The organism is Pseudomonas putida (assembly GCF_009883635.2).
Lineage (GTDB): Bacteria > Pseudomonadota > Gammaproteobacteria > Pseudomonadales > Pseudomonadaceae > Aquipseudomonas > Aquipseudomonas putida_W.
The window spans coordinates 3,005,104-3,030,629 of sequence record NZ_CP026115.2; the positions used below are offsets into that span (position 1 = coordinate 3,005,104).

At 62.6% G+C, this 25,526-nt stretch carries 20 protein-coding genes; 12 read left to right on the plus strand and 8 right to left on the minus strand.

The genetic code is table 11. The features are described 5' to 3' along the window. The first annotated feature begins 151 nt into the window (after window positions 1-151). From C2H86_RS13620 to C2H86_RS13640, 5 genes are all read left to right on the plus strand, one after another. Entirely contained in the window at window positions 152-652 is a 501-nt protein-coding gene (locus C2H86_RS13620; RefSeq protein ID WP_054905527.1) for a sigma-70 family RNA polymerase sigma factor, read from the plus strand. Window positions 653-749: 97 nt separating this feature from the next. After that, complete coding sequence (locus C2H86_RS13625; RefSeq protein WP_159412919.1) at window positions 750-1,703, plus strand: FecR family protein; 954 nt, start codon at window positions 750-752, stop codon at window positions 1,701-1,703. Window positions 1,704-2,204: 501 nt separating this feature from the next. After that, window positions 2,205-4,997 (plus strand): TonB-dependent receptor, encoded by a 2,793-nt coding sequence (locus C2H86_RS13630; RefSeq protein WP_240349705.1) that lies wholly within the window; start codon window positions 2,205-2,207, stop codon window positions 4,995-4,997. A 27-nt stretch (window positions 4,998-5,024) separates the two neighbouring features. Then, a complete protein-coding gene (locus C2H86_RS13635; RefSeq protein ID WP_159412921.1) occupies window positions 5,025-7,808 on the plus strand; it encodes a M16 family metallopeptidase in 2,784 nt (927 codons plus the stop codon). Further along, window positions 7,805-9,463 carry an ABC transporter ATP-binding protein/permease gene (locus tag C2H86_RS13640; RefSeq protein WP_159412922.1) on the plus strand — a complete coding sequence of 553 codons (1,659 nt, stop codon included), beginning with the start codon at window positions 7,805-7,807 and terminating at the stop codon, window positions 9,461-9,463. The genes C2H86_RS13635 and C2H86_RS13640 overlap by 4 nt, the downstream gene beginning before the upstream one ends. 116 nt (window positions 9,464-9,579) lie before the next feature. Here C2H86_RS13640 and C2H86_RS13645 read toward each other — a convergent pair whose 3' ends face one another. Then, the gene (locus C2H86_RS13645) at window positions 9,580-9,837 is read right to left on the minus strand and encodes a hypothetical protein (RefSeq protein ID WP_159412923.1); all 258 of its coding nucleotides are present in this window, start codon (window positions 9,835-9,837) and stop codon (window positions 9,580-9,582) included. Between the two features lie 445 nt (window positions 9,838-10,282). Between C2H86_RS13645 and C2H86_RS13650 the strand changes: the two genes are divergently transcribed. Next, the gene (locus C2H86_RS13650; RefSeq protein WP_159412924.1) at window positions 10,283-11,779 is read left to right on the plus strand and encodes a reprolysin-like metallopeptidase; all 1,497 of its coding nucleotides are present in this window, start codon (window positions 10,283-10,285) and stop codon (window positions 11,777-11,779) included. A gap of 57 nt (window positions 11,780-11,836) precedes the next feature. Here C2H86_RS13650 and C2H86_RS13655 read toward each other — a convergent pair whose 3' ends face one another. From C2H86_RS13655 to choX, 4 genes are all read right to left on the minus strand, one after another. After that, on the minus strand, window positions 11,837-12,313 hold the full coding sequence (locus C2H86_RS13655) for a thioesterase family protein (RefSeq protein WP_159412925.1): 477 nt from the start codon (window positions 12,311-12,313) through the stop codon (window positions 11,837-11,839). Between the two features lie 10 nt (window positions 12,314-12,323). Beyond that, complete coding sequence (locus C2H86_RS13660; protein WP_159412926.1) at window positions 12,324-13,289, minus strand: L-carnitine dehydrogenase; 966 nt, start codon at window positions 13,287-13,289, stop codon at window positions 12,324-12,326. A gap of 19 nt (window positions 13,290-13,308) precedes the next feature. Continuing rightward, window positions 13,309-14,193, minus strand: coding sequence for a 3-keto-5-aminohexanoate cleavage protein (locus tag C2H86_RS13665; RefSeq protein ID WP_159412927.1), 885 nt, complete (start codon window positions 14,191-14,193; stop codon window positions 13,309-13,311). A 125-nt stretch (window positions 14,194-14,318) separates the two neighbouring features. Next, window positions 14,319-15,263 (minus strand): choline ABC transporter substrate-binding protein, encoded by a 945-nt coding sequence (gene choX, locus C2H86_RS13670; RefSeq protein ID WP_159412928.1) that lies wholly within the window; start codon window positions 15,261-15,263, stop codon window positions 14,319-14,321. Window positions 15,264-15,410: 147 nt separating this feature from the next. On the opposite strand from choX, the gene C2H86_RS13675 reads away from it, so the two are divergent. Next, the gene (locus tag C2H86_RS13675; RefSeq protein WP_159412929.1) at window positions 15,411-16,373 is read left to right on the plus strand and encodes a GlxA family transcriptional regulator; all 963 of its coding nucleotides are present in this window, start codon (window positions 15,411-15,413) and stop codon (window positions 16,371-16,373) included. Here C2H86_RS13675 and C2H86_RS13680 read toward each other — a convergent pair. From C2H86_RS13680 to C2H86_RS13690, 3 genes are all read right to left on the minus strand, one after another. Continuing rightward, window positions 16,364-16,867, minus strand: a complete 504-nt coding sequence (locus tag C2H86_RS13680; RefSeq protein ID WP_205524607.1) for a hypothetical protein — start codon at window positions 16,865-16,867, stop codon at window positions 16,364-16,366. The genes C2H86_RS13675 and C2H86_RS13680 overlap by 10 nt on opposite strands. Window positions 16,868-16,980: 113 nt before the next feature. Further along, complete coding sequence (locus tag C2H86_RS13685) at window positions 16,981-17,697, minus strand: hypothetical protein (RefSeq protein ID WP_159412931.1); 717 nt, start codon at window positions 17,695-17,697, stop codon at window positions 16,981-16,983. A gap of 114 nt (window positions 17,698-17,811) precedes the next feature. After that, complete coding sequence (locus C2H86_RS13690) at window positions 17,812-18,213, minus strand: lysozyme inhibitor LprI family protein (RefSeq protein ID WP_159412932.1); 402 nt, start codon at window positions 18,211-18,213, stop codon at window positions 17,812-17,814. 285 nt (window positions 18,214-18,498) lie between these two features. Between C2H86_RS13690 and C2H86_RS13695 the strand changes: the two genes are divergently transcribed. The 5 genes from C2H86_RS13695 to C2H86_RS13715 all read left to right on the plus strand — a co-directional run bounded on the left by C2H86_RS13695 (window position 18,499) and on the right by C2H86_RS13715 (window position 25,525). Continuing rightward, entirely contained in the window at window positions 18,499-19,476 is a 978-nt protein-coding gene (locus C2H86_RS13695; protein WP_009682902.1) for a dipeptidase, read from the plus strand. Window positions 19,477-19,552: 76 nt separating this feature from the next. Beyond that, window positions 19,553-20,083, plus strand: coding sequence for a DUF5943 domain-containing protein (locus tag C2H86_RS13700; RefSeq protein ID WP_008091518.1), 531 nt, complete (start codon window positions 19,553-19,555; stop codon window positions 20,081-20,083). A 15-nt stretch (window positions 20,084-20,098) separates the two neighbouring features. Next, complete coding sequence (gene dgcA, locus C2H86_RS13705) at window positions 20,099-22,159, plus strand: dimethylglycine demethylation protein DgcA (protein WP_159412933.1); 2,061 nt, start codon at window positions 20,099-20,101, stop codon at window positions 22,157-22,159. 181 nt (window positions 22,160-22,340) lie between these two features. After that, window positions 22,341-24,293: a dimethylglycine demethylation protein DgcB gene (gene dgcB, locus C2H86_RS13710; RefSeq protein ID WP_159412934.1), complete on the plus strand. Its 1,953-nt coding sequence runs from the start codon at window positions 22,341-22,343 to the stop codon at window positions 24,291-24,293. Further along, window positions 24,293-25,525 carry an electron transfer flavoprotein subunit alpha/FixB family protein gene (locus C2H86_RS13715; protein WP_159412935.1) on the plus strand — a complete coding sequence of 411 codons (1,233 nt, stop codon included), beginning with the start codon at window positions 24,293-24,295 and terminating at the stop codon, window positions 25,523-25,525. Before dgcB ends, C2H86_RS13715 begins: the two co-directional genes overlap by 1 nt. Window position 25,526 lies beyond the last annotated feature (1 nt).

A 25,526-nucleotide genomic window follows, 5' to 3' on the forward strand; every position in this document is an offset into this window, starting at 1 on the left:
TTCGCGGGGCAAGCCCGCTCCCACACGATCCCTGTGGGAGCGGGCTTGTCCCGCGAATAGGCCAGCACAGGCAACACAAACCCAACTGTTGATAATGATTCTCGACTACAGGTAACATCGCCGCCCCCGAAACACTCTGGCATACCACCCCGTGGCGGACGACAAACTCCAGCTCTACCTGGCCCATCGGGCGGCATTGCTCGACTATGCCGCGCCGATCGTCGGCTGCCGCGCGCGTGCCGAGGATGTGGTGCAGGAAGCCTGGCTGCGTTTCAGCCGCCAGCAGGACGATGCCGACATCCGCCACCCCGCCAGCTACCTGTATCGCATCGTGCGCAACCTGGCCCTCGACCAGACCCGCCGCAGTGCCACCGAAAAGGCCCAGCCTGGCGGCGACGAGATCCTCGCCGAGTTGCCGTCCAGCAGTGCTTCGCCCGAACAGGCGGTCACCCAGCAAAACGAACTCAGCGCCATCAGCCGCGCGCTCGAGGAACTGCCCCTGCGCACCCGTGTGGCCTTCGAGATGCACCGCCTGGGCGGGCATACCCTGCAAGAAGTGGCCAGCCATTTGAACGTTTCGGTCAGCCTGGTACACCAGTTGGTGCGCGACGCCCTCAGCCACTGCATGGCGCGGCTGGAGGATGACTTGTGAAAAAACACCAGGCTGCCGCGTCTTTTGCTGAACGGGGCGACTCTGTGCGACCCTTCGCGGCCTTCGCACCTTCGAGCCCCCAGGAGCCTTGCCCGACATGACGTCAGCAGACCTCATCACCCGTCGCCGCGAGCAGGCCCTGGACTGGCTGCTGCGCTTGCAGCAAACACCGCACGACGCACAGCTGCGCGGTGAGTTCGAGCAGTGGTGCGCGAGCGACGCGGCCAACACCGAGGCCTATCGCAAGGCCGAGCGGGTCTGGCAGCTCACTGGGCAGCTGGCGCCGACCACTACCGAGCAATGGCCCAAGGCGCCGGTGGTGCAACTACCGGCGCGGCGGCGTCGCTGGTGGCTGGGCGCTGCTGTTGCTGCCTGCCTGCTGATCGCCGTCGCACCCTCCTTGAGCCTGCGTCTGCAGGCCGACTACCGCACCGCCCAGGGCGAAACTCGCGATATCACCCTGGCCGACGGCAGCGTGGTGCAGATGGACAGCGACACAGCCATCGCCGTTGACTATTCCGGCGATCATCGCGACGTGAAACTGCTCACGGGCCAAGCGTTCTTCGAGGTCAAGCCCGACAAGGCCAAGCCGTTCCATGTGCGGGCCGATGCGATCAAGGTGGCGGTGACCGGCACCGCCTTCAACGTCGCGCTGCGGCCGGGCAGGGCGGGGGTAGATGTGCAGCATGGCTCGGTGCGGGTAGAGGATGTTGTTGATGGGCATGTGCTCTCGGATGCCCTCACGACTGGTGAGCGCTTGCTTTATGTCGAGGGCATCGTACAGGTGAAAACCTTCGTGCCTTCGCAGGCAGCGGCTTGGCGTCAGGGGCAGTTGATTGCCGATGACCAGCGGGTTGCCGAACTTGTGCAGGAGCTGGCGCAATACCTGCCGGGCCAGGTGGTGCTGCGCGATGAGGCGCTGGGCAACAAGCGCGTCACCGGGGTTTATGACCTGCGCAAGCCTGAGGCAGCCTTGCGCGCGGTGATCCGGCCGCATGGTGGAGAAGTGCGCAGTTATGGGCCTTGGCTGCTTGTGCTGAGCAAGCCTTGAGATCAGCGGGGGCCCGTGTGTTCGCCGTGAGATTTTAGCGCCTGTGAGATCGAGCGCCGCCCGCGCGGCGCATCGCGAGCTGGCGCTCGCTTCTACGTTTATTTACGGCCAGTAACACCTGTGACAGGCGCGCGCGACCGCTTTGTTTGCTCGACGCGATATCGAGAAATGCATCAAGGCGTTCGCGCGCAAATCCCCCAGGAATAATTGGCCCGAAACAACGTAGGAGCGAGCGCCAGCTCGCGATGCGCCGCGCGGGCGGCGCTCGATCTCCCAAGCGCCAGAGCACTCATGACGGGCACCTCTAAAACCCAACACGATCCCCCAAAAAAATAATTTCACAATTTCCTGAAAATTCCTCGCACTGCCCCGTCTTCTCCCCCGCGCGCAACAACTGATATCGATTCGTATTCAATTTTGCTGCCCGGCGACTGTCCGGGGCGGGGATGTGGGATGACTCAAACAACAAGCCGGAAGCCGCGCAGTGCGCGGGGTTGGTCGTTGCGCCTGAAATCTGTGGCGGGGGCCGGGGTGCTCGGCATGTGCAGTGTGCTGGCGATGCTGCCTGCGTCTGCCGAAGAAGCGACCCAGCCAGGTTCGGAGCTGGCCCAGGTCCACGCGTTCGACATTCCGGCACAGAAACTGGCCATCGCCCTGATCACCTTCGGCCAGCAAAGCGGCCTGCAGGTGTCGGTCGACCCGGACCTGCTCGAAGGCCAGCAGTCCACCGTCGTCAGCGGCCATCTGAGCAGCGAGGCTGCGCTGGCTCAGCTGTTGCTGGGCACCGGCATCACCTGGGACTACGAATACGGCACCCTGATGTTTCGCCTGCTGCAGGCCGACAACGGTGCCATCGAACTGCACAACACGGTGATCCTCGGCGACACCGAAGAGAACAGCTACATGGGCGCCAAGGTCATTGACCGCAAGGCGATCCAGGCCTTCCCCGGTGCCAACGGCGATATCACCACCCTGCTGCAGATGCACCCCAGCGTGCAGTTCAGCACCGAGCAGAAAAGCTCCAACACACCAGGCGAAATCGACCCTGCCGACATCAGCATCAACGGCGCCAAGTTCTACCAGAACAACTTCATGATCGATGGCATCTCGATCAACAACGACCTCGACCCCGGCGCCCATGGCTACAACGAAACCCGCCAGTTCGACTCGGCGCCCAGCCGTTCGCACGGTATCGCCCTGGACGCCGACCTGCTCGAGGAGATCAAGGTCTACGATAGCAACGTGCCGGTCGAGTACGGTGGCTTCAATGGCGGTGTGGTCGATGCCATCACCCGTCGCCCCAGCCACGACCTGCATGGCAAGCTGTCCTACGCCATGACCCGCTCGGAATGGACGAGCTACCACATCACCCGCGAAAACAAGGAAACCTTCGACACTTCGTCGAACGAGAAGAACCAGCCCGAGTTCACCAAGACCACCTTGCGCGGCACCCTCGAAGGGCACTTCACCGACGATTTCGGCGCCTTGTTCAACTTCTCGCAGAAGCGCTCGTACCTGCCGCTGCGCACCTATGCGAATGGCTACAACAGCCCTGACAACGACAACGAACAGGAGCAGACCCGAGCACTGGACAACTTCCTGCTCAAGACCTACTGGAACGTCAACGATCGCCTGACCCTGGACACTTCGATCGTCTACGCCCCGCAAGAAAACACCTACTACCGCGAGGACTACCGCGACTCCGGCTACACCAACATCAACGGTGGCTGGCAGGGCTCGTTCAAGGCCATCTACGAGGGCGACAACGCACGCTGGACGCAGCAACTGGCGGTGGGCAACCTGTATGCCTCGCGCGACTCCGACCGCAACCAGGAGATCAAGTGGTACTGGTCCGACAGCAAGGACTGGGGCAACCCTGACGACAGCAACGCGCGCAGTGCCGAAGGCGGGTTCGGCAGCCTGTACCAGACCCAGCGCAGCATCGACTACAAGCTCAAGGCCGACTGGCAGACCTTCAGCGTCGGCGCGGCTGCCCACAGCCTGACCACCGGCCTGGAGCTGGGTTATCAGCGGGCAAGCTGGGAACGTGAGGATGACGCCCTGTCGATCACCACCTTGAAGCGTGACAACGGCGTGTGCAGCGGCAGCGACCCCTGGTGCTCGAACGGCCTGTTGCTCAACGGCAATAACCGCCAGTGGGGCTCGGCGATGATGGTCTACGGGGCTGGCAAGATCGACATGACGCAGAAGAAGTACGCGCTGTTCGTCCAGGACGAAATCGGCTACGGCAACCTCACACTGCGCCCCGGCTTGCGATTCGAGGGCGACGACTACATGGAGAAGAAAAGCCTGGCGCCACGCTTTGCCGGCGATTACGACTTCTTTGGCGACCGCAGCACGGTACTGGTGTTCGGTGCCAACCGCTATTACGGCCGCAACCTGTTCAAGTATCGCCTGGCCGACGGCCGCCAGCAGTTCACCTCGCGCTATACCCGCGCCACGCAGACCAGCGATTGGGTCCTGTCCAGCCAGAACAAGAACATGAGCAAGTTCTCCAGCATGGACATCCCCTATGACGATGAATTGATGCTGGGGCTCAACCAGCGCTGGTTCGACACCGAGTTCCAGCTCAAGTACGTCAACCGTAAGGGCCATGACCAGATCTACCGTACCCGGCCTTACTACAACCTGGATGCCAAGGATATTCCCGAAGGCTACAGCAAGGACTACTACGCCTACCTCAACGCCGGCACCAGCGAGACCGAAAATATCAGCCTGACCGTCACGCCGATGCAGCCCCTGCGCTTCAGGGGTACCAGTACCAGCGTGCAGCTGGCCCTGGACTGGTCGCGGACCAAAAGTGGCTACGGCGCGACCTACGAGGCCGGCCTGGATGGCGACGAGCTGGCCGGCAACGATGTGGTGCTCGACGGCAAGCGCATTCCCTACAACGAACTGCCGGGCAGTGATTACAACCGGCCATGGACCGCGCGGCTGACCACCATCACCGACATCCCCCAGTGGAACCTGTCGATCAGCAACTTCCTTCGCTACCGCGGTGCGTACGACCAGGTCGTCAACCTGGATGAGGACATCGAGGTCGACGGCGAGGTGCTCAGCCGCTACGAAACCGTGGCCACGCCGGCGGCCCCGACCTGGGACATGAAGCTGGCCTGGGACATCCCCACCGGCAAGGACCAGGCGTTCTTCGTCAACGTCGATATCACCAACGTTACCGACAAGGTCAACAAGATCACCAGCCGCGAGTCGGTGAGCCTGGTGAGCTACGAAGTCGGCCGCCAGTACTGGCTGGAAGTCGGCTACCGCTTCTGACCCCATAACAAAACCGTGGATAACCTGATGAACAAGCTCATCGCGGGCCTGCTCGGCCCGATGCTGCTCGGCGCTTGCGCCACAGTGACCGAACCCGACGCGCCACTGCCCTGGGATGCCCAGGTGGTGCATGGCCAATTGGCCAATGGCCTGGCCTATCGCCTGGTACGGGAAACCTCGCAACCCGGTCGCCTGGACCTGCGCCTGACGGTCAAGGCCGGTTCTGTGGACGAGGCCGACGACCAGGTCGGCGTGGCCCACCTGGTAGAACACCTGGCCTTCCATGGCCGCGCTGGCGGCGAACAGAACGTGCGCCAGCGCATGACTGACCTGGGCTGGGTCCAGGGCCGCCACTTCAACGCGGTGACCAACTACGAGCGCACCCAGTACCTGATCGGCCCGCCCGCTGGCGTGCGCCAGGCCCCGCAGGCATTGCAGGCGCTGGCCGATCTGGCTTTCGCTCGCGACTACAACGCCCAGGACCTGGAGCGTGAGCGGCCGATCGTGATCGAGGAATGGCGCGGCGGGCTGGGTGTGGCGCAGCGCATGAACGAGCAGCGCACGGCGTCGCAAAGGGTCGGCTCGCGGTACCCTGAGCACCGCACCATCGGCAACGAAGGCGCCATTCGTGCGGCCACCCTGCAAAACCTGCAGGCCTTCCAGAACCGCTGGTACCTGCCCAACAACATGGTGCTGTCGGCAGTCGGCGACTTTGATCCCCAAGTCCTGCTGGTGCAGATCGAGCAGGCGTTCGGCGCGGCCAGGCCCGGAAGCGTTCCGAGCCGCGAGCAGCGCGAACTGCCACTGGACAAAAAGCTGAAGGTGTTTCGCCTGCAGGACTCGCAGTCAGGCAGCAACCAGGTGGCGATGCTGTTTCGTTCCCATGAGCCGGACAGCCGCGGCACTACCCGCGCTGCACTGCGCGAGCGGCTGATCGACCGCATGACGCTCGCCGCGATGCTCGACAGCCTGCGCCGCCAACCGCTGCAAGCGGGGGTGCGCAGCCTGATCGTGCAGAAGACCCTGATCGGTGCACACTCCACCGTGCTCGGCATCGCCGCAGGTGTCGAGGGCCAGGCCCACGACCAGGCCTTGGAGCAATTGCTGACCGAGGTCGAGCGCCTGCGCCAGCACGGTTTCAGCGGAACGGACCTGCAACATGAGCGCGAACATATTCGTGCACTGGGCGACAAGACCTTGGCCAATCAGGCGTCGCGAACGTTCGAGCAATGGGTGGAGCAACTCAACAATGCCGCCGTGCAGGGGAATGCCGTCACCGAGCGGCATGCTACCGCTGCACGCTATCTGGATGTGCTGGGCAGCATTACACGCGATGACCTCAACGACCGCCTGCGACGTTGGCTCGCCAGCCCAGACCGGGTATTGCAACTGAGTGCGGCGGGCAGCGCCACGGTTGCCCTGCCGAGCGTTGCCCAGGTCGAGGCACATCAGGCGAAGCTGGCGGCAACTGCACTGCCGGCGCCGGTGCAGGTGGCAGCCGCAACCCCATCGGCACCGCGCCTGGAAATGCCGGCCGCGCCACCTGCGGCAGCTATCGTCGAGCGCAAAGCCTTCCCTGAGCAACACGTGGAACACTGGCACCTTGGCAACGGTGATCGCCTGGTCTGGCTCAAGCGTAATGGCCCGGAAGGCAAGTGGCTGCTGCAGGCCGAATCGTCCGCTGGCTACCACCTTGCCGGCACCCCGGCCTGGCGTCTGCAGATGGCCGCGCAACTGGCCATGCACAGCGGCCTGCCCGGGATGGATCAGCAGGCCCTGGCAACCTGGCGCCAGGAGCAGCGCGCCACGCTCGGCTTCGACCAGCAGCCCCAGCGCCTGCAACTCAACCTTGGCGCAGCACCGGAGCAACTGCCGGCGTTGATGCAGAGCTATCGGGTAAGCCAATTGGCCAGCATCGACCCGGAAGTGTTCAGCACCACGCGCGATGTCTTGCTGCAACGCCTGCGCAGCCGTCCGGATGACGTACGCGGGCTGCAGGACAGCCGTCAGCGTGTGCTCAAGTACGGCGTAGACCACTGGCGGTCACCGGATATCGACGCGCTCGAACAATTGACCGCCGAACAGCTGAGTGCCGACTGGAAGCGCTTGGCTGGTGCGCCAGTGACCTATTACCTGATGGCGGAGGCGACGCCGGAATCGCTGGAGAAATTGGTCGGTGAACTGCTCGCGACCATCCCGCGCACAGCGCCGTTGGCCAGCCAACAGGCTTTACAACTGCCCGGCCGGCGTCGTGATGACCTGGCGATCGCGCTGGAACCGCGTGCCGTCCTGCAAGCCAGCAGCTATCAGCCCCAGGCCTGGAGCCCGGAAGCGGCGGCACGGGTAGCGGTGCTGCGCGATCTGGCCAACCAGCGGCTGAAAGCCCAGCTGCGCGGCGAGGCTGCCGGCGTGTATCGCTTGCGGTTCGAAAGCGAACTGAATGCCGACACCCAGCGCATTGAGAGCAGCTTGAGTTTCACCTGTGACCCGGCGCGGGTCGACGAACTGTGGGCCCTGGCCCAGCAGACGTTGGCCGAGCTTCATCCGGATGCCCAATGGCTGCGTAATGAGCGCGCCGAGTTCCAGCGCCAGGAGAGCAAACGCCGCGAAGACCCGCAAACCCAGTTCAAGCGCCTGATCCTGAGTGACCGCCGCTGGCACGACCCGCGCTACTTGCAGACTCAGGCGCAACTGCCTGAAGCCTTGAACCTGCCAGCGCTACAACAGCAAGCGAAACAGCTGTTCCCTCGTGCTAACCAGGTGCAACTGCGCGTGCTGCCGTCGCCAGCGGCGCTGGAGCAGGCGCTGTGAAAACCCTGCGAACGTTCTATCGCCTGAGCCGCCCGTTCTGGACCAGCCGCCAGCAATGGCCAGCCTGGCTGATGCTGGCAGCGGTGATCGGCCTGGGGCTGCTGGTGGTGCAGATCAATGTGCTGATCAACAGCTGGAGCAAGACCTTCTACGACACCCTGGCCGCGTTCGATACGGCGGGGCTGTACGGTTTGGTCGGCGAGTACGCGTTGTACCTGGGCAGCTATGTGCTGATCATCGTGGCCATGGACTACATCCGCAAAGGCCTGGAGCTGCGCTGGCGCCAGGCGATGACCGGGCGCCTGACCGATGCCTGGCTGGCGGACCAGGCCTTCTACCGTCTGGGGCTGGCCGGTGAGCCGGACAACCCCGACCAGCGCATCGCCCAGGACATCGACCTGATGGTCGGCCTGAGCATCGAGCTGGTGGCCTCCCTGGTGATCAACCTGGCGCAGGTTGGCGCGTTCATGCTGATCCTGTGGAATCTGTCGGGTGTGCAGACCTTCAGCCTGTTCGACGAGACCTTCACGGTGCATGGTTACCTGGTGTGGATCGTGCTCGCCTACACCCTGGCCGGCAGCCTGCTGACACACCTGATCGGCAAGCCGCTGCATGCGCTGAACTACGAGCGTGAGCATCGCGAGGCCGATTTTCGCGCGAGCCTGCTGCGCAAGCGCGACCATGCCGAGCAGATCGCGCTGTACCGGGGCGAGGCCGTCGAGCGTGAGCATCTGGCCACGCGCTTTCGCGCCATCGCCGACAACTGGCGGCAACTGATGGGGCGCGAGCGCAACCTCAGCCTGTTCACCGTCTCCTACGAACGGTTGAGCCTGATCATCCCGGTGTTCGCCGCCTTGCCAGCGTTCATGGCCAAGACCATCACCCTGGGTGGGCTGATGCAGATCCGCAGTGCCTTCAACGCCGTGCACGGCTCGCTCAGCTGGTTCATCAAGCTCTATCACAAGCTGGTGCGCTGGAGTGCGGCATTGCAGCGGCTGGAGCAGTTTGAGCAGGCGATTGCCGAGAGCCGTCAGCAGGTGCTTGCGGCGCCACAGGGGCAATGCTTGTGCACTCAAGGGCTGACGCTGTGCAAGCCCGATGGTGGTGTGCTGCTGGAAACACTCGACCTGCGCGTCGGCCAGGGCGAATGGGTGCGCCTTGGCGGACGCAGCGGGCTGGGCAAGTCGACCTTGCTGCGGACCTTGCAGGGGCTGTGGCCTTATTGCCTGGGCGAGTGGCAGTTGCCGCCGGGGCGCAGTTTGCTGTTGCCGCAGAAGCCTTACCTGCCGCGCATGAGTTTGCGTGGGTTGTTGGCTTATCCACAGGTTGAGGTTGTGGATGATCGGCTGTTGCTGGAAGCATTGTCCCAAGTCGGGCTCAGTGGCCGGCTGGATGATGAGCAGGAATGGGAACGGGTGTTTTCAGGTGGCGAACAGCAGCGGCTGAGCCTTGCGCGGGCACTGGTGTATCGGCCGGATACCTTGTATCTGGATGAGGCTACCAGTCAGCTCGATATGGAGAGTGCGCGAGCGTTGCTTGAGATGCTCAGGCGGGAATTGCCGGGGTGTACGGTGGTGGGGGTGACTCATCAGGAGGGGTTGGCAGGGTTGTTTGACCGGACCTTTGAGCTGGAGAAATTGGCCGAGCCGGCGTAGGTCAGTGCCGGCCTCTTCGCGGGGCAAGCCCGCTCCCACAGGGAAATCACCAGCTCTGAGTGATGAGTAACTTGTGGGAGCGGGCTTGCCCCGCGAAAGGGCCGGAACAGGCGAAATCAGGCGCGGCGGCTGAACTGGGCCAGCGCCGGCAACAGCTGCTTGTCGATGGCCTGGCGCACCGCTGGCAAGATGGTCGCACTACCGGTGTACATCTGTTCGACCATGCCCTTGAGCGCCCGTGCATTGGGCTCGGTCAGCCCGCGCACCACCGCCTCGCAGGCCTGCTCGGCACTGGCCCCTGCAGGAATGTCGAACCCGCGTGCGCGCAGGTGGCCTGCCAGGTCGTCCTGGTCTATCAAATCCGCATGCATCATGGCTGTTGTCCCTTTTATCGCGAAGAGAGTGCTGCTGTGATTTACGACCGATTCTGTGTCTGCAGCGACACGCCCGCAAGGGCAGAATGTCGCAATGGCTGGTTTGGCTAAGAACAGGTCGCTCCCGGCTAATTGCAGGTGCCGGGAAGCCAGCAGACTGCACCCATTCACGGTCCTCGAGGGTTTGGTCACCCTCACACATGCACAGTGGATGTTGCTCGCTCTTGGCCCCGGATGCTCACGGCTTTCCGGGGTTATTTTTTGTCTGGTAACTGGTATTTCTGTCAGTTGTGAAGGTCTTTTGCGTCGCTGCTTAATGGGATGAACTTTCCATTGGAGCAGGATCATGCAGAATTTAGTGAGATTTCTGGTACTTTCGAGCTTGGGGCTATTGACGGCTTGCAACTCTACTGTAGTTTCTAACGCCCCCCCCTCGAACCAGGCCGTGAAGCTATTCGAGGTACTTGATAGCAAAAAACTTTCGGCACTAAAGGTAAATCCGGAAGTGGCACCCTATCTGAACACGCTGATCAACGACCGGGCTAACGTAGAGGTCCTTCCGATCCTTATCACCACTTCGCTGGTGTCGCCAGACACCCAAGCAATGACCATACCGTTGAGCGAAAAAGAAACCGTTACGTTCCAGTTGCGAGGGGCCGAGCCGCCGGCACCGGATATGGTGGGGTGGGTGGGCGATGTGGCACCGGATCGAAGACAGCGCTTCACGTTGCGTTCGGAAATGGATTTCGACCCCTTGAAATGGATCTCCCTTGTTCGTGAAGGCGAAAAAGTGGTGGGCAACATACATGTTGATGGCCGGTTGTATCGCTTGGACTACGTGGGTGATGGAAAGCACGTTCTGATAAAAGTTGATGAGTCTAAGTTGCCACCGGAGGCTGAACCGTTACTCGGGCCCGACTCAGGCAGAAAAGACCCCGCCGTTGGCAAGCAGCCGCAGTCGGCACATAGCACCATCCGTGTATTGCTCGTGTCCACCCTGCAGTCCAGAGCAGCGAATCCTAACTATCGGATGCCCTTTGCCCAAGCGCTGCAAGATGCCAATCTCTACATGAAGAACAGTAATGTGGCGATCACTTATGAGCTTGCAGGCTTTTACGATGCTGATTATGACGAAACAGGAAGGGCTTACTTCGATCAACTTAATGATATGCGCTTGGCGAAACCGTTTGGGCCTGACCTTCTCAGGGTGCGGGATGCCTTGCGTGCGGATCTGGTTTCAATGTATTCAACGGCCAGAGAATACTGTGGCCAGGCATGGTTAAATGCATCCAAGGCTCAAGGGCATTCAGTGGTTTCATGTTTTGGAAGTTTGGCTCACGAGCTGGGACATAATATTGGGGCGGATCATAACTGGCATGAGGGCGACCCGGTTCGCAATCCGCCTTATATGTACGGCTATCGCTATCAAGCAGGGACTCCACGCTTTAGCACGCAGATGTCCTATGCATGTAACCCGGCATGTCCACGGATACCCTATCATTCCAACCCTGATGTGACTTATGAGGGTATTCCTGTTGGAACGCGAGAGCATCATGATGTCGCGCGACGGTTCAACGATCGCAGGGAAGTAGTTGCGAATTTCTACCCCAATTCTCTAAGCGTGGCGCTCAGTAACTCAATGAGGACATGTGAGTTTGAACATGATGTTGGCGGGAGTAGTGCTGTTGCAGATAAGTGTGATTTCTTTGCGGATAAGCAAATTGGTATTGTTACGGTCGTGGATGTTCCGGAAGGTGTAAGTTTTGCAATAAGTGAGGGTGGCAAAAAATGGCGGAGTTATCGGGCAAAGACATTCTTGCCTTCACTGCTGGTAACACCCTTAAAAGCTGATCCTGCGCACTATCCTAACGTAGAGATAATAGAAGGTGGTGAGGCCATGACCGGCCATGTCACTACTGTCTCTAGTTCTTTTGGTGAATGAAACTTGGTCTTTTCTGTTAAGACAAGCTAACTGCGGGCCAAGAATGGCCCGCACTTACTACTTCTTGATGGTCAAGCCAATCACGCGCTGGACATAGACTGGAGCCCTTAAGTCGTGCTGGCTATGCGTTAACTGCTGCAGTCGTTCGGTATGCGAGTCTGTAAACGGGGCAGCTTTTGGCCCAATTAAGTCTACGTGTAGCAGCAATTGTTCGCTTGCCGCCAGCACTTCATCGAACCCGGCCCGGTGCAGGCTGTGATAGACGTGCAGGCGTTTGCGATCGAAGCCGATGATCTGCGTCTGCACCCACACCTCAGTACCCAGCTTCACCTCGTGCAGGTAGTTGATGTGCGCTTCCAGGGTGAACAGCGAGTTGCCGCTCTGCCCTCGGTTGTCGGCATCCAGTCCGATGCGCTCCATCAGCGCATCGGTGGCGTAGCTGAAGATCAGCAGGTAATAGGCATCGCGCAGATGCCCGTTGTAGTCGACCCAGTCCTCCTGGACTGGGGTGCGGTAAGTGATCAGTGCGGGCATCGTCTGCTCCTCAGTCGCTAAAGGCCATGCCGTGGCTCGCCTTGCTGGTCTTCACCGCTTCCAGCACGGCCAGCAGCGTGTCATCGCGATAGCGCTCCAGCGCGGCGATACTGTGGTCACCCAGTTGTTCCGACGTGCCTTCGACCACATCGTCGATCAGCTTGTCGGTCAGCTCCGGTGCCGGCAGGTAGGTCCAGGGCAGCTTCAGCGCCGGGCCGAACTGGGCCATGAAATGGCGCATGCCGGCATCACCACCGGCCAGGGTGTAGGTGAGGAAGGTGCCCATGAACGACCAGCGCAGGCCGGCGCCGAAACGGATCGCGTCGTCGATCTCACCGGTGCTGGCCACGCCATCGTTGACCAGGTGCAGGGCCTCGCGCCACAGCGCTTCGAGCAGGCGGTCGGCGATGAAGCCGGGCACTTCCTTGCGAACATGCAGCGGGCGCATGCCGAGGGCGGTATAGATGGTCTTGGCGGCTTCGATGGCCTCTGGGGCCGTGCGATTACCGCCGACGATCTCCACCAGTGGCAGCAGGTACACCGGGTTGAACGGGTGGCCGACCACGCAGCGCTCGGGGTGGGTGGCCGACTCGTAGAACTCGCTGGGCAGCAGGCCCGAGGTGCTGGAACCGATGATTGCGTCGGGCTTGGCGGCGGCGCTGATCTTCGCGTGCAGGTCGAGTTTGAGGTCCAGGCGCTCGGGTGCGCTTTCCTGGATGAAGTCGGCGTCGCGCACGCATTCCTCGATGGTCGCCACGAAGCGCAGGCGGTCTTGCGCGGCACCTGGCGCCAGGCCTTGCTTCTCCAGGGCCGGCCAGGCATTGGCGATACGCTTGCGCAGGGCCTGCTCGGCACCGGGCGCCGGGTCCCAGGCGACCACGTCCAGGCCATGGGCCAGGGCGCGCGCGACCCAGCCACTGCCGATCACGCCGCTACCCAGGGCGGCGAAGGTCTTGATCTCGGTGATGAAGGGCATATCGGTCTCCTGAGGGGGATCAGCGGCGCTTGAGGTTCATTTTTTCCCGGCCTTCTGCCGGGCTGAGCACGCGGCCACCCATGCGGGTGATGATTTCGGCGGCGCGTTCCACCAGCTGGCCATTGCTGGCCAGCACGCCACGGTCCAGGTACAGGTTGTCTTCCAGGCCCACTCGCACGTTGCCGCCAAGCAGCACGGCCTGCGCGGCCATTGGCATCTGCATGCGGCCGATGCCGAAGCCGGCCCAGGTGACGTTGGCCGGCAGGTTGTCGACCATGGCCTTCATGGTGGTGGTATCAGCCGGCGCACCCCACGGGATGCCCAGGCACAGCTGGAACAGCGGGTCTTCGAGCAGACCTTCTTTCATCATCTGCTTGGCGAACCACAGGTGGCCGGTGTCGAAAATCTCCAGCTCGGCTTTCACGCCCAGCTCGGTGATGCGCTTGGCGCCGGCGCGCAGTTGCGCCGGCGTGGAAACATAGATGGCGTTGCCGTCACCGAAGTTGAGGGTGCCGCAGTCGAGGGTGCAGATTTCCGGCAGCAGGGCTTCGACGTGGGCCAGGCGCTCCAGCGGGCCGATCAGGTCGGTGCCGGGGCCGAATTCCATCGGCGATTCACCCGGGCCGATTTCCAGGTCGCCGCCCATGCCGGCGGTGAGGTTGACGATGACGTCGACGTCAGCCTCGCGGATGCGCTCCATGACTTCGCGGTACAGCGCCACGTCGCGGCTGAAACGGCCGGTCTGTGGGTCGCGGACGTGGCAGTGGACCACGGTGGCGCCGGCCTTGGCGGCTTCCACGGCGGATTCGGCGATCTGTTTCGGGGTGACCGGGACCAGGTGGCTCTTGGCGACCGTGTCGCCAGCGCCAGTGAGGGCGCAGGTGATGATAACGTCGTGGTTCATGGCTTTGTTCCTTGTGTTGTCTGTGCTGGCCCTTTCGCGGGGCAAGCCCGCTCCTACAGGGGACCGTGGAGGCCCTGGCATGCGTGTAACCTGTAGGAGCGGGCTTGTCCCGCGAAGAGGCCGGATCAGTTGGCAGTGAGCTTGAGGTTGCCCGCCGCAGGCTTGCCATCGAAGGTGGTCACACCCTCAAGCCAGCGGGCTTTGTCGTCGGGGTGGTCCTTGAGCCACTGGCGGGCCGATTCCAGCGCGTCCTTATGGTCGAGCAGCGGCTGCATCATGCGGCTCTCGTCCTCGGCGCTGAAGTTCAGGTTGGCCAGCAGGCGGTGGGCGTTGGGGCAGCGTTCGGCGTAGTCCGGTGCGGTCACCGTCCACACCGTGGCACGGCCTTCGTCCGGGCCCAGGGCGTCCTGGCTGTCGCCCAGGTAGGCCATGTCGATGTTCACGTTCATCGGGTGCGGCGCCCAGCCGAAGAACACTACGGCTTCCTTGCGCCGTACGGCGCGGTCGACAGCGGCGAGCATGCCGGCCTCGCTGGACTCGACCAGCTGGAACTTGCCCAGGTCGAACTGGTTCTTGGTGATCATCGCCTTGATCTGGGTGTTGGCGCCGGAGCCGGGCTCGATGCCGTAGATCTTGCCGCCCAGTTCCTTCTCGAACTTGTGGATGTCGGCGAAGGTCTTCAGGCCCTTGTCATACAGGTACTTCGGCACGGCAAGGGTGGCGCGGGCGTCTTCCAGGCTGGGTTTTTCGAGAACCTTGACCTGGTTGGCGTCGACGAACGGGGTGATGGTCTGGGTCATGATCGGGTTCCAGTAACCCAGGAACATGTCCAGGCGCTTGTCGCGGATACCGGCGAAGATGATCTGCTGCGAGGCGCTGGTCTGCTTGGTCTGGTAACCCAGGCCGTCGAGCAGCACCTGGGCCATGGCGCTGGTGGCGATGACGTCGGTCCAGTTGACCACGCCCAGGCGCACGTTCTTGCAAACTGCCGGCTCGGCGGCGAAAAGCGGGGTGGAAGCGATGCTGCTCAGGGCAAGGGTCAACAGGCTGCGGCGGATCAAGCTGTGCATGGTGGCTCTCCATCGGCAGTGCATATTGTTATTGAGGGCGGCCTCTGCGGGCCGTGTGGATAAGCTACGCTGGCGGCAGGGTGGGAAATCGCACCCTGGCGACCAAGATTTGCACGGAGGCGACCACCTGTTGTCGTGGAGCATGCAATGCCGCAACTGATTCATTTCCTGTTGTTGCCGGGGTTCTCGGCAATGGGCTTTATCAGCGCACTGGAGCCACTGCGCGTGGCTAACCGTTTCAAGGGGCCGTCGTATCGCTGGCGCGTGCTCAGCCTGGATGGCGGGGCGGTGCAAGCGAGCAATGGCATGTCGGTGAATGCCGATGGCGCCTTAGGGGAGGGCGAGCCGGGAGGTGTGTTGCTGATCGTCGCCGGCTTCGAGCCGCTGGCCTGTTATGGGCCGAAGTTGCAACAGGCGCTGCGCCGGCTCGACCATGATGGGGTAATCCTTGGCGGTATCGACACTGGCCCGGTGGTGCTGGCTGAAGCCGGCTTGCTCGACGGTTACCGCGCCACCTTGCACTGGGAAGCGTTGGACGCGTTCAAGGAGCGCTATCCACGCCTGCAGGTGACCCAGGAGCTGTTCGAGATCGACCGCCGGCGCATCACCTGTGCCGGTGGCACTGCATCGATCGACCTGATGCTCGACCTGATCGGACAGGCCCATGGCAGCGAGCTGGCGGTGCAGGTGTCAGAACAGTTCGTGCTCGGCCGCATCCGGCCCCGCCAGGACCACCAGCGGATGCAAATTGCCTCACGCTATGGCATCAGCAACCGAAAGCTGGTGCAGGTGATCGGTGAAATGGAAAAACATATCGAGCCGCCGCTGAGCACATTGGAGCTGGCTGCCAGAGCCATGATCACCAGACGTCAACTGGAGCGTCTGTTTCGCTTGTACCTGAATGACACACCAAGTGGCTTTTATCTCGGCCTGCGCTTGGACAAGGCACGTCAGTTGCTATGCCAAACGCAGATGAGCATCACGCAGGTCAGCGTGGCGTGCGGTTTCGAGCTGCCGTCGTATTTCACTCGCCGATACAAACTGCGCTTTGGCCGCTGCCCGCGCGAAGAACGTCAGGCACTCAAGCCACAGGCGCCAGATCAGAACTGATCAAGGTTGGAAAACGCCTGCAGTCGGCTTTCGAGCTGTGCACGCCGTGCCTCGAATGCCTGGGTATCGAGTTTCACGCCCAGGTGATTCAGTTGCAGGGCCAGGCGCGTGCGAGGGGCATCCGGGTCGGTCGCAGACCACAGGTGCAACACAATTGCCACGGGCTCGCCGTCGTCATCCACATCGAACGCGATGCTCATATGTGAGCTGGCCGATGTGCTGCGCAGTAGGGCGAGGTCTGGCTGTTTCAAGCCATGGAGTATGTCGCTGGCAACCCGTTTGAACCTGAGGTTTGGCTGCTGAGGTGGCGCAATCCAGCCAGAGAAGACGTCTTCAAACACAGCGTCCGTAGGCGTGCAGGTGATGTTTTTTGTTGTCCGTTCAAACAGCCTGGCGCCGTAATCTTCCAGGGTGAGCAGAAAGCGACTGAACCAGCGCTGGCCATCTTGCTGGCGGTCATGAGCCCCGTTGGCCTCCAATTGCGCCAGGCGCAAGCAGGCATGCAGGTCTTCGTAACGCTGGGCGGCAGGTTTCGCGGGCATATTGCGGGCCCTCGGCTTATGCGCAAGAACGGAACCTGGCGCTGTACGACAGCGCCAGACCCAGGTCAGATGTCGAGTGCCAGGATGTCGAAGGCTTGACTGGCCAGCTTCAACCTGACGGCTTCACGCATGGCTTCGAAGTGGCGAACACTGAAGGAGCCTTGTTGCGAGGCGCGATAGACGCGAGTGTTCGACTTGTCGATGATGCGGCCAGCGGAACCTGCTGCCTTTTCCGCTTTGTCGTAGCTCAGCTGAACGCTGGTCATGTGCATGATCGGCAGCCCTTGCGGCGACATCTCGCAGGCGGAAATCTGCACAGTGCTGGATTTGCCCGAAACGCTCACGCTGCTTTCTTCAAGCAGTTGCTGAGCCTTTGGCGTTTTCACGATCACTTCGAAAGAGCGTTTCACACAGCGGCTCAAGCGATGGCTGCGGCCGATCTGGACGGTAACGATCTCAGGCGCCAGGGTTGCCAGTGTGTGGGTGTCCTTGTCGAGGGCTTCCTCAACATGGGCGGCGCCGGTCAGTGTCCAGCCGAACTTGCCCAGGCCGTCGTTGTAGTAGTTGTACCACTCGCGCTGCTGGGTTTCCTTGTCGAACTTCTTGTTGGACGACAGGTTCATCAGGCGCATGCCATCGAGCACGTCTTCCGCAACGCTGGCTGGTACATCCGGGGCGAAGATGCAGACGGTGTTGGCGACCATGACGGCGCGCTCTTCGCCTTCTTTCTTCAGGGCAGCGATCGCGCTGTCCATGTCGGTTTTGCTGATGTTGGAGGTCATATCTTGGATTCCGATTCAGTACATTCCAGCGCCTCGGCGAGGCGCCTGGGATGCACTGTGGTTCGGATAATCCACGGAGATAAGCTGAAAGCTCTTCCCGCTCAGCGGATACTTCTACTGCTGGCCAATGGACTGCAAATACTCCGAGCGGTCATCACTGCGCTGTGCCACGCAGGTATCCCAAGCCGCCTGGAATGCCTTGCTGCCAGGTTTCTCGGCATAGGTCTCGACCTTGCAATCGGCATCACGCAGCTGCGTCCACAACTTCTCGGCAGCCTCCATGCGCCCGACCAGGGCAGTGGCCTTGTCGCCCTCATCGGCATACTGGTCGCGAATGCGCTGAATCAGGTCGTCATACGCCGATTTCAGCTCGCGCTCGGCGGTCTGCTTGTTGAATGCCGCGCAAGCGAAGGTCTGCTGGTCGCTCTCGACGTTGTCGCACGGGGTGCTTTCTTCCTCGCCGGCGTGGGCGCCCGAAACGACAGCCAGCAGTACCAGCCATGCCATTGATTTCATCCGTTTTCTCCTCAACAAGGCTGACGAATCGGCTGGATTCTCGCTCAGCTGCAGAGAAGACGATAGCTCTCTGACGAAATGTTCATAAAACGCTCGGAAATGTCGTTATCGAGACTGTCTCTCATCCCCAAGCGGCGTGCCAGAGGCCGCGGTGTCGTGCATTGACGCTTTCGGCAAACCCCCTGTCGTTTTTGCATCGGGGCGCCTTTGGGCACAGGCATATGCTGGCCCCAAAGCGCCGGCAGAAGATTCGGCGCGGCCCAAATCAACAAAGGGGACAGCCTGATGAGCCCAGCCGAACTTCACGCCGACAGCATCGTCATCGACGGCCTGATCATTGCCAAATGGAACCGCGAGCTGTTCGAGGACATGCGCAAAGGCGGGCTGACTGCGGCCAACTGCACGGTGTCGGTCTGGGAAGGCTTCAAGGCGACCGTCGATCAGATCGCCGCCAGCCAGAAGCTCATCCGCGACAACAGCGACCTGGTGATGCCGGTGCGCACTACCGCTGACATCCGCAAGGCCAAGGAACTGGGCAAGACCGGCATCCTCTTCGGCTTTCAGAACGCCCACGCGTTCGAAGACCAGATCGCCTACGTCGACGTGTTCAAGCAGCTGGGCGTGGGCATCGTGCAGATGTGCTACAACACTCAGAACCTGGTCGGCACCGGTTGCTACGAGCGTGACGGCGGCCTGTCGGGCTTCGGCCGCGAGATCGTCGCCGAGATGAACCGCGTCGGCATCATGTGCGACCTGTCCCACGTCGGCTCCAAGACCTCCGAGGAAGTCATCCTCGAATCGAAGAAGCCGGTCTGCTACTCCCACTGCCTGCCTTCGGGCCTGAAGGAACACCCGCGCAACAAGTCGGACGCGGAGCTCAAGTTCATCGCCGACCACGGCGGCTTCGTCGGCGTGACCATGTTCGCGCCGTTCCTGGCCAAGGGCATCGACTCGACCATCGACGACTACGCCGAAGCCATCGAGTACACCATGAACATCGTCGGTGAAGACGCTATCGGTATCGGTACCGACTTCACCCAGGGCCACGGCCAGGACTTCTTCGAGTACCTGACCCACGACAAGGGCTACGCCCGTCGCCTGACCAACTTCGGCAAGATCATCAACCCACTGGGCATTCGCACTGTCGGCGAATTCCCCAACCTCACCGAGACCCTGCTCAAGCGCGGCCATTCCGAGCGTGTGGTGCGCAAGATCATGGGCGAGAACTGGGTCAACGTCCTCAAGGACGTCTGGGGCGAGTAAGCCGCTCTCCAAGCCTGATAGCCCCTGCCAGCAACGCCGGGGCACCCACATAAAAATTTTATGGAGTTGAGTTTCCATGGCCAAGATCGCCCCGCAATTGCCAATCGAAGTCGACAGCGAGACCGGTGTCTGGACCAGCGACGCCCTGCCGATGCTGTATGTGCCGCGCCATTTCTTCGTCAACAACCACATTGGCATCGAGGAAGTGCTGGGCGCCGACGCCTATGCCGAGATCCTCTACAAGGCCGGCTACAAGTCCGCGTGGCACTGGTGCGAGAAGGAAGCCGAATGCCATGGCCTGGAGGGCGTGGCGGTGTTCGAGCACTACATGAAGCGCCTGAGCCAGCGTGGCTGGGGCCTGTTCGAGATCCAGGACATCGACCTGGATAAAGGCACCTGCAGCGTCAAGCTCAAACACTCCGCGTTCGTGTACGTCTATGGCAAGTGCGGGCGCAAGGTCGACTACATGTTCACCGGCTGGTTCGCCGGCGCCATGGACCAGATTCTCGCTGCCCGCGGCAGCAAGATCCGCACCGTGGCCGAACAGGTCTACGGCGGGTCGGAAGAAGGCCACGAAGATGGCCTGTTCGTTACAAAGCCGTTGTAAGCCGGAGATAGCGTCATGGCATTCGAAGCAATGTTCCAGCCGATCCAGATCGGCAAACTGACCATCCGCAACCGTGTACTCAGCACCGCGCACGCCGAGGTCTACGCCACTGACGGCGGCATGACCACCGAGCGCTACGTGAAGTACTACGAAGAGAAGGCCAAGGGCGGTATCGGCCTGGCGATCTGCGGCGGCTCGTCTGTCGTGGCTATCGACAGCCCGCAGGAGTGGTGGGCCTCGGTCAACCTGTCGACCGACCGCATCATCCCGCACTTCCAGAACCTCGCTGACGCCATGCACAAGCATGGCGCCAAGATCATGATCCAGATTACCCACATGGGCCGTCGCTCGCGTTGGGACGGCTTCAACTGGCCGACCCTGATGTCGCCGTCGGGCATCCGTGAACCGGTGCACCGCGCCACCTGCAAGACCATCGAGGTGGAAGAGATCTGGCGCGTGATCGGCAACTACGCGCAGGCTGCGCGGCGTGCCAAGGAGGGCGGCCTGGACGGCGTCGAGCTGTCGGCCGTGCACCAGCACATGATCGACCAGTTCTGGAGCCCTCGGGTCAACAAGCGCACCGATGAATGGGGCGGCACCTTCGAAGGCCGCATGAAGTTCGGCATGGAAGTGCTCAAGGCCGTGCGCGCCGAAGTCGGCGACGATTTCTGCGTCGGCATGCGCATCTGCGGTGACGAGTTCCACCCCGATGGCCTCAGCCACGAGGACATGAAGCAGATTGCCGCGTACTACGACGCCACCGGCATGCTCGACTTCATCGGTGTGGTCGGCTCGGGCTGCGACACCCACAACACCCTGGCCAACGTCATTCCCAACATGAGCTACCCGCCGGAGCCGTTCCTGCACCTGGCGGCGGGCATCAAGGAAGTGGTCAAGGTCCCGGTGCTGCACGCGCAGAACATCAAGGACCCGAACCAGGCCACGCGTATTCTGGAAGGCGGCTACGTGGACATGGTCGGCATGACCCGTGCGCACATGGCCGACCCGCACCTGATCGCCAAGATCAAGATGGGCCAGATCGACCAGATCAAGCAGTGTGTCGGTGCCAACTACTGCATCGACCGCCAGTACCAGGGCCTGGATGTGCTGTGCATCCAGAACGCCGCGACCTCCCGTGAATACATGGGCGTGCCGCATATCATCGAGAAGACCACCGGCGTCAAGCGCAAGGTGGTGGTGGTCGGCGCAGGCCCGGCCGGCATGGAAGCGGCCCGCGTGGCGGCCGAGCGCGGCCACGACGTGACCCTGTTCGAGAAGAAGGACCAGATCGGCGGGCAGATCACCATCGCCGCCAAGGCACCTCAGCGTGACCAGATTGCCGGTATCACCCGTTGGTACCAACTGGAGCTGGCGCGCCTGAAGGTCGACCTGCGCCTGGGCACTGCGGCCGATGTGGCCACCATCCAGGACCTGCGCCCGGACGTCATCGTGCTGGCGGTGGGTGGCCATTCGTTCCTTGAGCAGAACGAGCACTGGGGCGCCGCCGAAGGGCTGGTGGTCAGCAGCTGGGACGTGCTCGACGGCAAGGTCGCGCCGGGCAAGAACGTGCTGGTGTACGACACCATCTGCGAGTTCACCGGCATGTCGGTGGCTGACTTCATCGCCGACAAGGGCAGCCAGGTCGAGATCGTCACCGACGACATCAAGCCAGGCGTGGCCATGGGCGGTACCACCTTCCCGACCTACTACCGCAGCATGTACCCCAAAGAAGTGATCATGACCGGCGACATGATGCTGGAAAAGGTCTACCGCGAAGGCGACAAGCTGGTGGCGGTGCTGGAGAACGAATACACCGGCGCCAAGGAAGAACGCGTGGTCGACCAAGTGGTGGTGGAAAACGGTGTGCGTCCGGACGAGCAGCTGTATTACGCGCTGAAGGAAGGTTCGCGCAACAAGGGCCAGATCGATGTGGAGGCGCTGTTCGCCATCAAGCCACAGCCGATCCTCAGCCAGCCGGGCGAAGGTTACCTGCTGTACCGCATCGGCGACTGCGTGGCCCAGCGCAACGTGCATGCGGCGATCTACGACGCCTTGCGCCTGTGCAAGGACTTCTGATCGCACCGCCTCTCTAGAGGCGGGACTGGCCCCCCTGTAGGAGCGAGCGTAGCTCGCGATGGCGTCAGCCTTGGCACCCGGGTTGTCTGATCGGGCGCTATCGCGAGCTTCGCTCGCTCCTACAGGGGTCCGCGCCGCACTTGAGAGTGGCGCAAGAATCCAGCTGTTGTGGGAGCCTCCCATGTTGAACACCCTTCTACCCATCCTGCTGTTCGCTGCCCTTGGCCTGGCAGTGCTCGGCGCCCTGCGCCGGGTGCGCATGTGGCGGCGTGGCCGGCCGTCCAAGGTTGACCTGATCGGCGGCCTGCTGGCCATGCCGAGGCGCTACCTGGTCGACCTGCACCACGTGGTCGAGCGCGACAAATACATGTCCAAGACCCACGTAGCCACTGCGGGCGGCTTCGTGCTGTCGGCCGCGCTGGCTATCCTGGTGCACGGCTTTGGCCTGCAGAGCAAGATCCTCGGCTACGCGCTGCTGGTGGCTACGGTAATCATGTTCACCGGCGCCATCTTCGTCTTCAAGCGCCGCCTGAACCCGCCCTCGCGCCTGTCCAAGGGCCCGTGGATGCGCCTGCCGAAAAGCCTTCTGGTGTTCGCTGCCAGCTTCTTCATCGCCACCTTGCCAGTCGCTGGCATCCTGCCGGCCAACACTGGAGGTTGGGTCATGGTCGGCATTCTCGGCCTGGGTGTGCTGTGGGGCGTGTCGGAGCTGTTCTTCGGCATGACCTGGGGCGGCCCGATGAAACATGCCTTCGCCGGTGCCCTGCACCTGGCCTGGCACCGCCGCGCCGAGCGCTTCGGCGGCGGCCGCTCCACTGGCCTCAAGCCGCTGGACCTGGAGGACCGGAGCGCGCCGCTGGGCGTGGAAAAGCCAGTGGACTTCACCTGGAACCAGCTGCTCGGCTTCGACGCCTGCGTGCAGTGCGGCAAGTGTGAAGCCATGTGCCCGGCATTCGCCGCCGGCCAGCCACTGAACCCGAAAAAACTCATCCAGGACATGGTCATCGGCCTGGCCGGTGGCAGCGATGCCAACTTTGCCGGTAGCCCGTACCCAGGCAAGCCGATCGGCGAGCACAGCGGCAACCCGCACCAGCCGATCGTCAACGGCCTGGTCGATGCCGAGACGCTGTGGTCGTGCACCACCTGCCGAGCCTGCGTCGAGGAATGCCCGATGATGATCGAGCACGTCGATGCCATCGTCGACATGCGCCGCCACCTCACCCTGGAAAAGGGCGCGACCCCGAACAAGGGCGCCGAGGTGCTGGAAAACCTGATCGCCACCGACAACCCTGGCGGCTTCGCCCCAGGCGGGCGGATGAACTGGGCAGCCGACCTCAACCTGCAACTGCTCTCGGAGGTGAAAGCCACCGAGGTGCTGTTCTGGGTAGGTGACGGTGCCTTCGACATGCGCAACCAGCGCACCCTGCGTTCGTTCGTCAAGGTGCTCAAGGCGTCGGGCGTGGACTTTGCCGTGCTCGGCCTGGAAGAGCGCGACAGCGGTGACGTGGCGCGCCGCCTGGGCGATGAAGCGACCTTCCAGCAACTGGCCAAACGCAACATCCAGACCCTGGCCAAGTACAAGTTCCAGCGCATCGTCACCTGCGACCCGCACAGCTTCCATGTGTTGAAGAACGAATACGGCGCGCTGGGCGGCGACTACCAGGTGCAGCACCACAGCACGTATATCGCCGAACTGATCGCGGCCAAGAAGTTGAACCTCGGCCAGCACAAGGGCGGCAGCGTCACCTACCACGACCCGTGCTACCTGGGCCGCTACAACGGTGAGTACGAAGCCCCGCGTGAAGTGCTCAAGGCGCTGGGTATCGAAGTGCGCGAAATGGAGCGCTCGGGCTTCCGTTCCCGTTGCTGCGGCGGTGGCGGTGGTGCGCCGATCACCGACATCCCTGGCAAGCAGCGGATCCCGGACATGCGCATGGACGACATCCGCGAGACCAAGGCCGAGCTGGTGGCCGTGGGTTGCCCGCAGTGCACCGCAATGCTCGAGGGTGTGGTCGAACCGCGCCCACAGATCAAGGACCTCGCCGAGCTGGTGGCCGATGTGCTGATCGAAGAGGAAACGCCTGCGGCCCCAAAGTCGCCAACGGTTAAACGCGAAACTGCGGAGGTGCATTGATGAGCGACATCATCCGCCGCGATCCACGCGCCGAGTGGATCGCCCGTAACCGTCTGCATCCGCTGCATGCGGCGATGCAGACGCAACAGACCCGCTGGATGGGGCCTAACGGCCTGATCCGCAAGAACCCCCATGCCATCGCCGCAGGTTTCATCGGCCCGGCAGGCCTCAAGCGCATCGACCGCAGCGGTGCCCAGCAGGGCACCGGTGTCGGCGGGCGGCGTACGGCGGCAGCCGAAGTGCAGCTGCCGCTGCATCAGGTACCGGCGCCGGCGTTCTACATTGCCGTGGTGCCGGACATGGTGGGCGGCCGCCTGAGCAGCCACGACCGCGACCTGCTGGGCCTGGCCCACAGCCTGGCTGGCAGCGACGGCGCAGTGCTGGCGGTGGTGTTCGGTGAACACAAGGAAAGCAACTTTTCCACAGCCGGTGTCGACCGCCTGCTGGTGCTTGAAGGTGAGGAATTCGAAGGTTATGCACCGGAGCAACTGGTCCAGGGCCTGCGCGCTGTGGATAACCAGTTCGCCCCGCGCCACTGGCTGCTGCCCGACAGCCGTACCGGCGGCGGCGAGCTGGGGCGGCGCCTTGGCGCATCGCTTGGCGAGCGCCCGGCGACGCGAGTCTGGCAGATCAAGGACGGCCAGTGCATCGGCCGTGCCGGTGCTGGCCAGCAAGACCTGCAGCGCGCCGTACCACGTCTGATCCTGGGCGCGGCGGAGTGTGCCGAGCCGGTCAGCGAAACCCGACACGAAGCGCTGCCAGTGGAGTTGTCCACAAGCGTGGTGCGCAGCCTGTCGCGCATCGAGGACCTGGGCTCGGTGGCCGTCGACCCGGCGACCATCGCGATGGCCGAGGCCGAATTCATCGTCTCCGGCGGCAACGGCGTCAAGGACTGGGACCTGTACCACAAGGCCACTGCTGCCCTCGGCGCCACTGAAGGCGCGTCGCGGGTGGCGGTGGACGATGGCTTCATGCCGCGCAACCGCCAGGTGGGTGCTACCGGTACCTGGGTTACCGCACGGGTCTACGTGGCTGTGGGTATCTCGGGCGCGATCCAGCACCTGCAGGGCATTGGCGCCTGCGACAAGGTGGTGGCGATCAACATGGACCCGGGCTGCGACATGATCAAACGGGCTGACCTGTCGGTGATTGGCGACAGTTCGGCGATTCTTCAGGCACTGATCGAGGCTGTGGACAACTTCCGCAGCGGCGGCCAGCGCGACGCGGCATAAG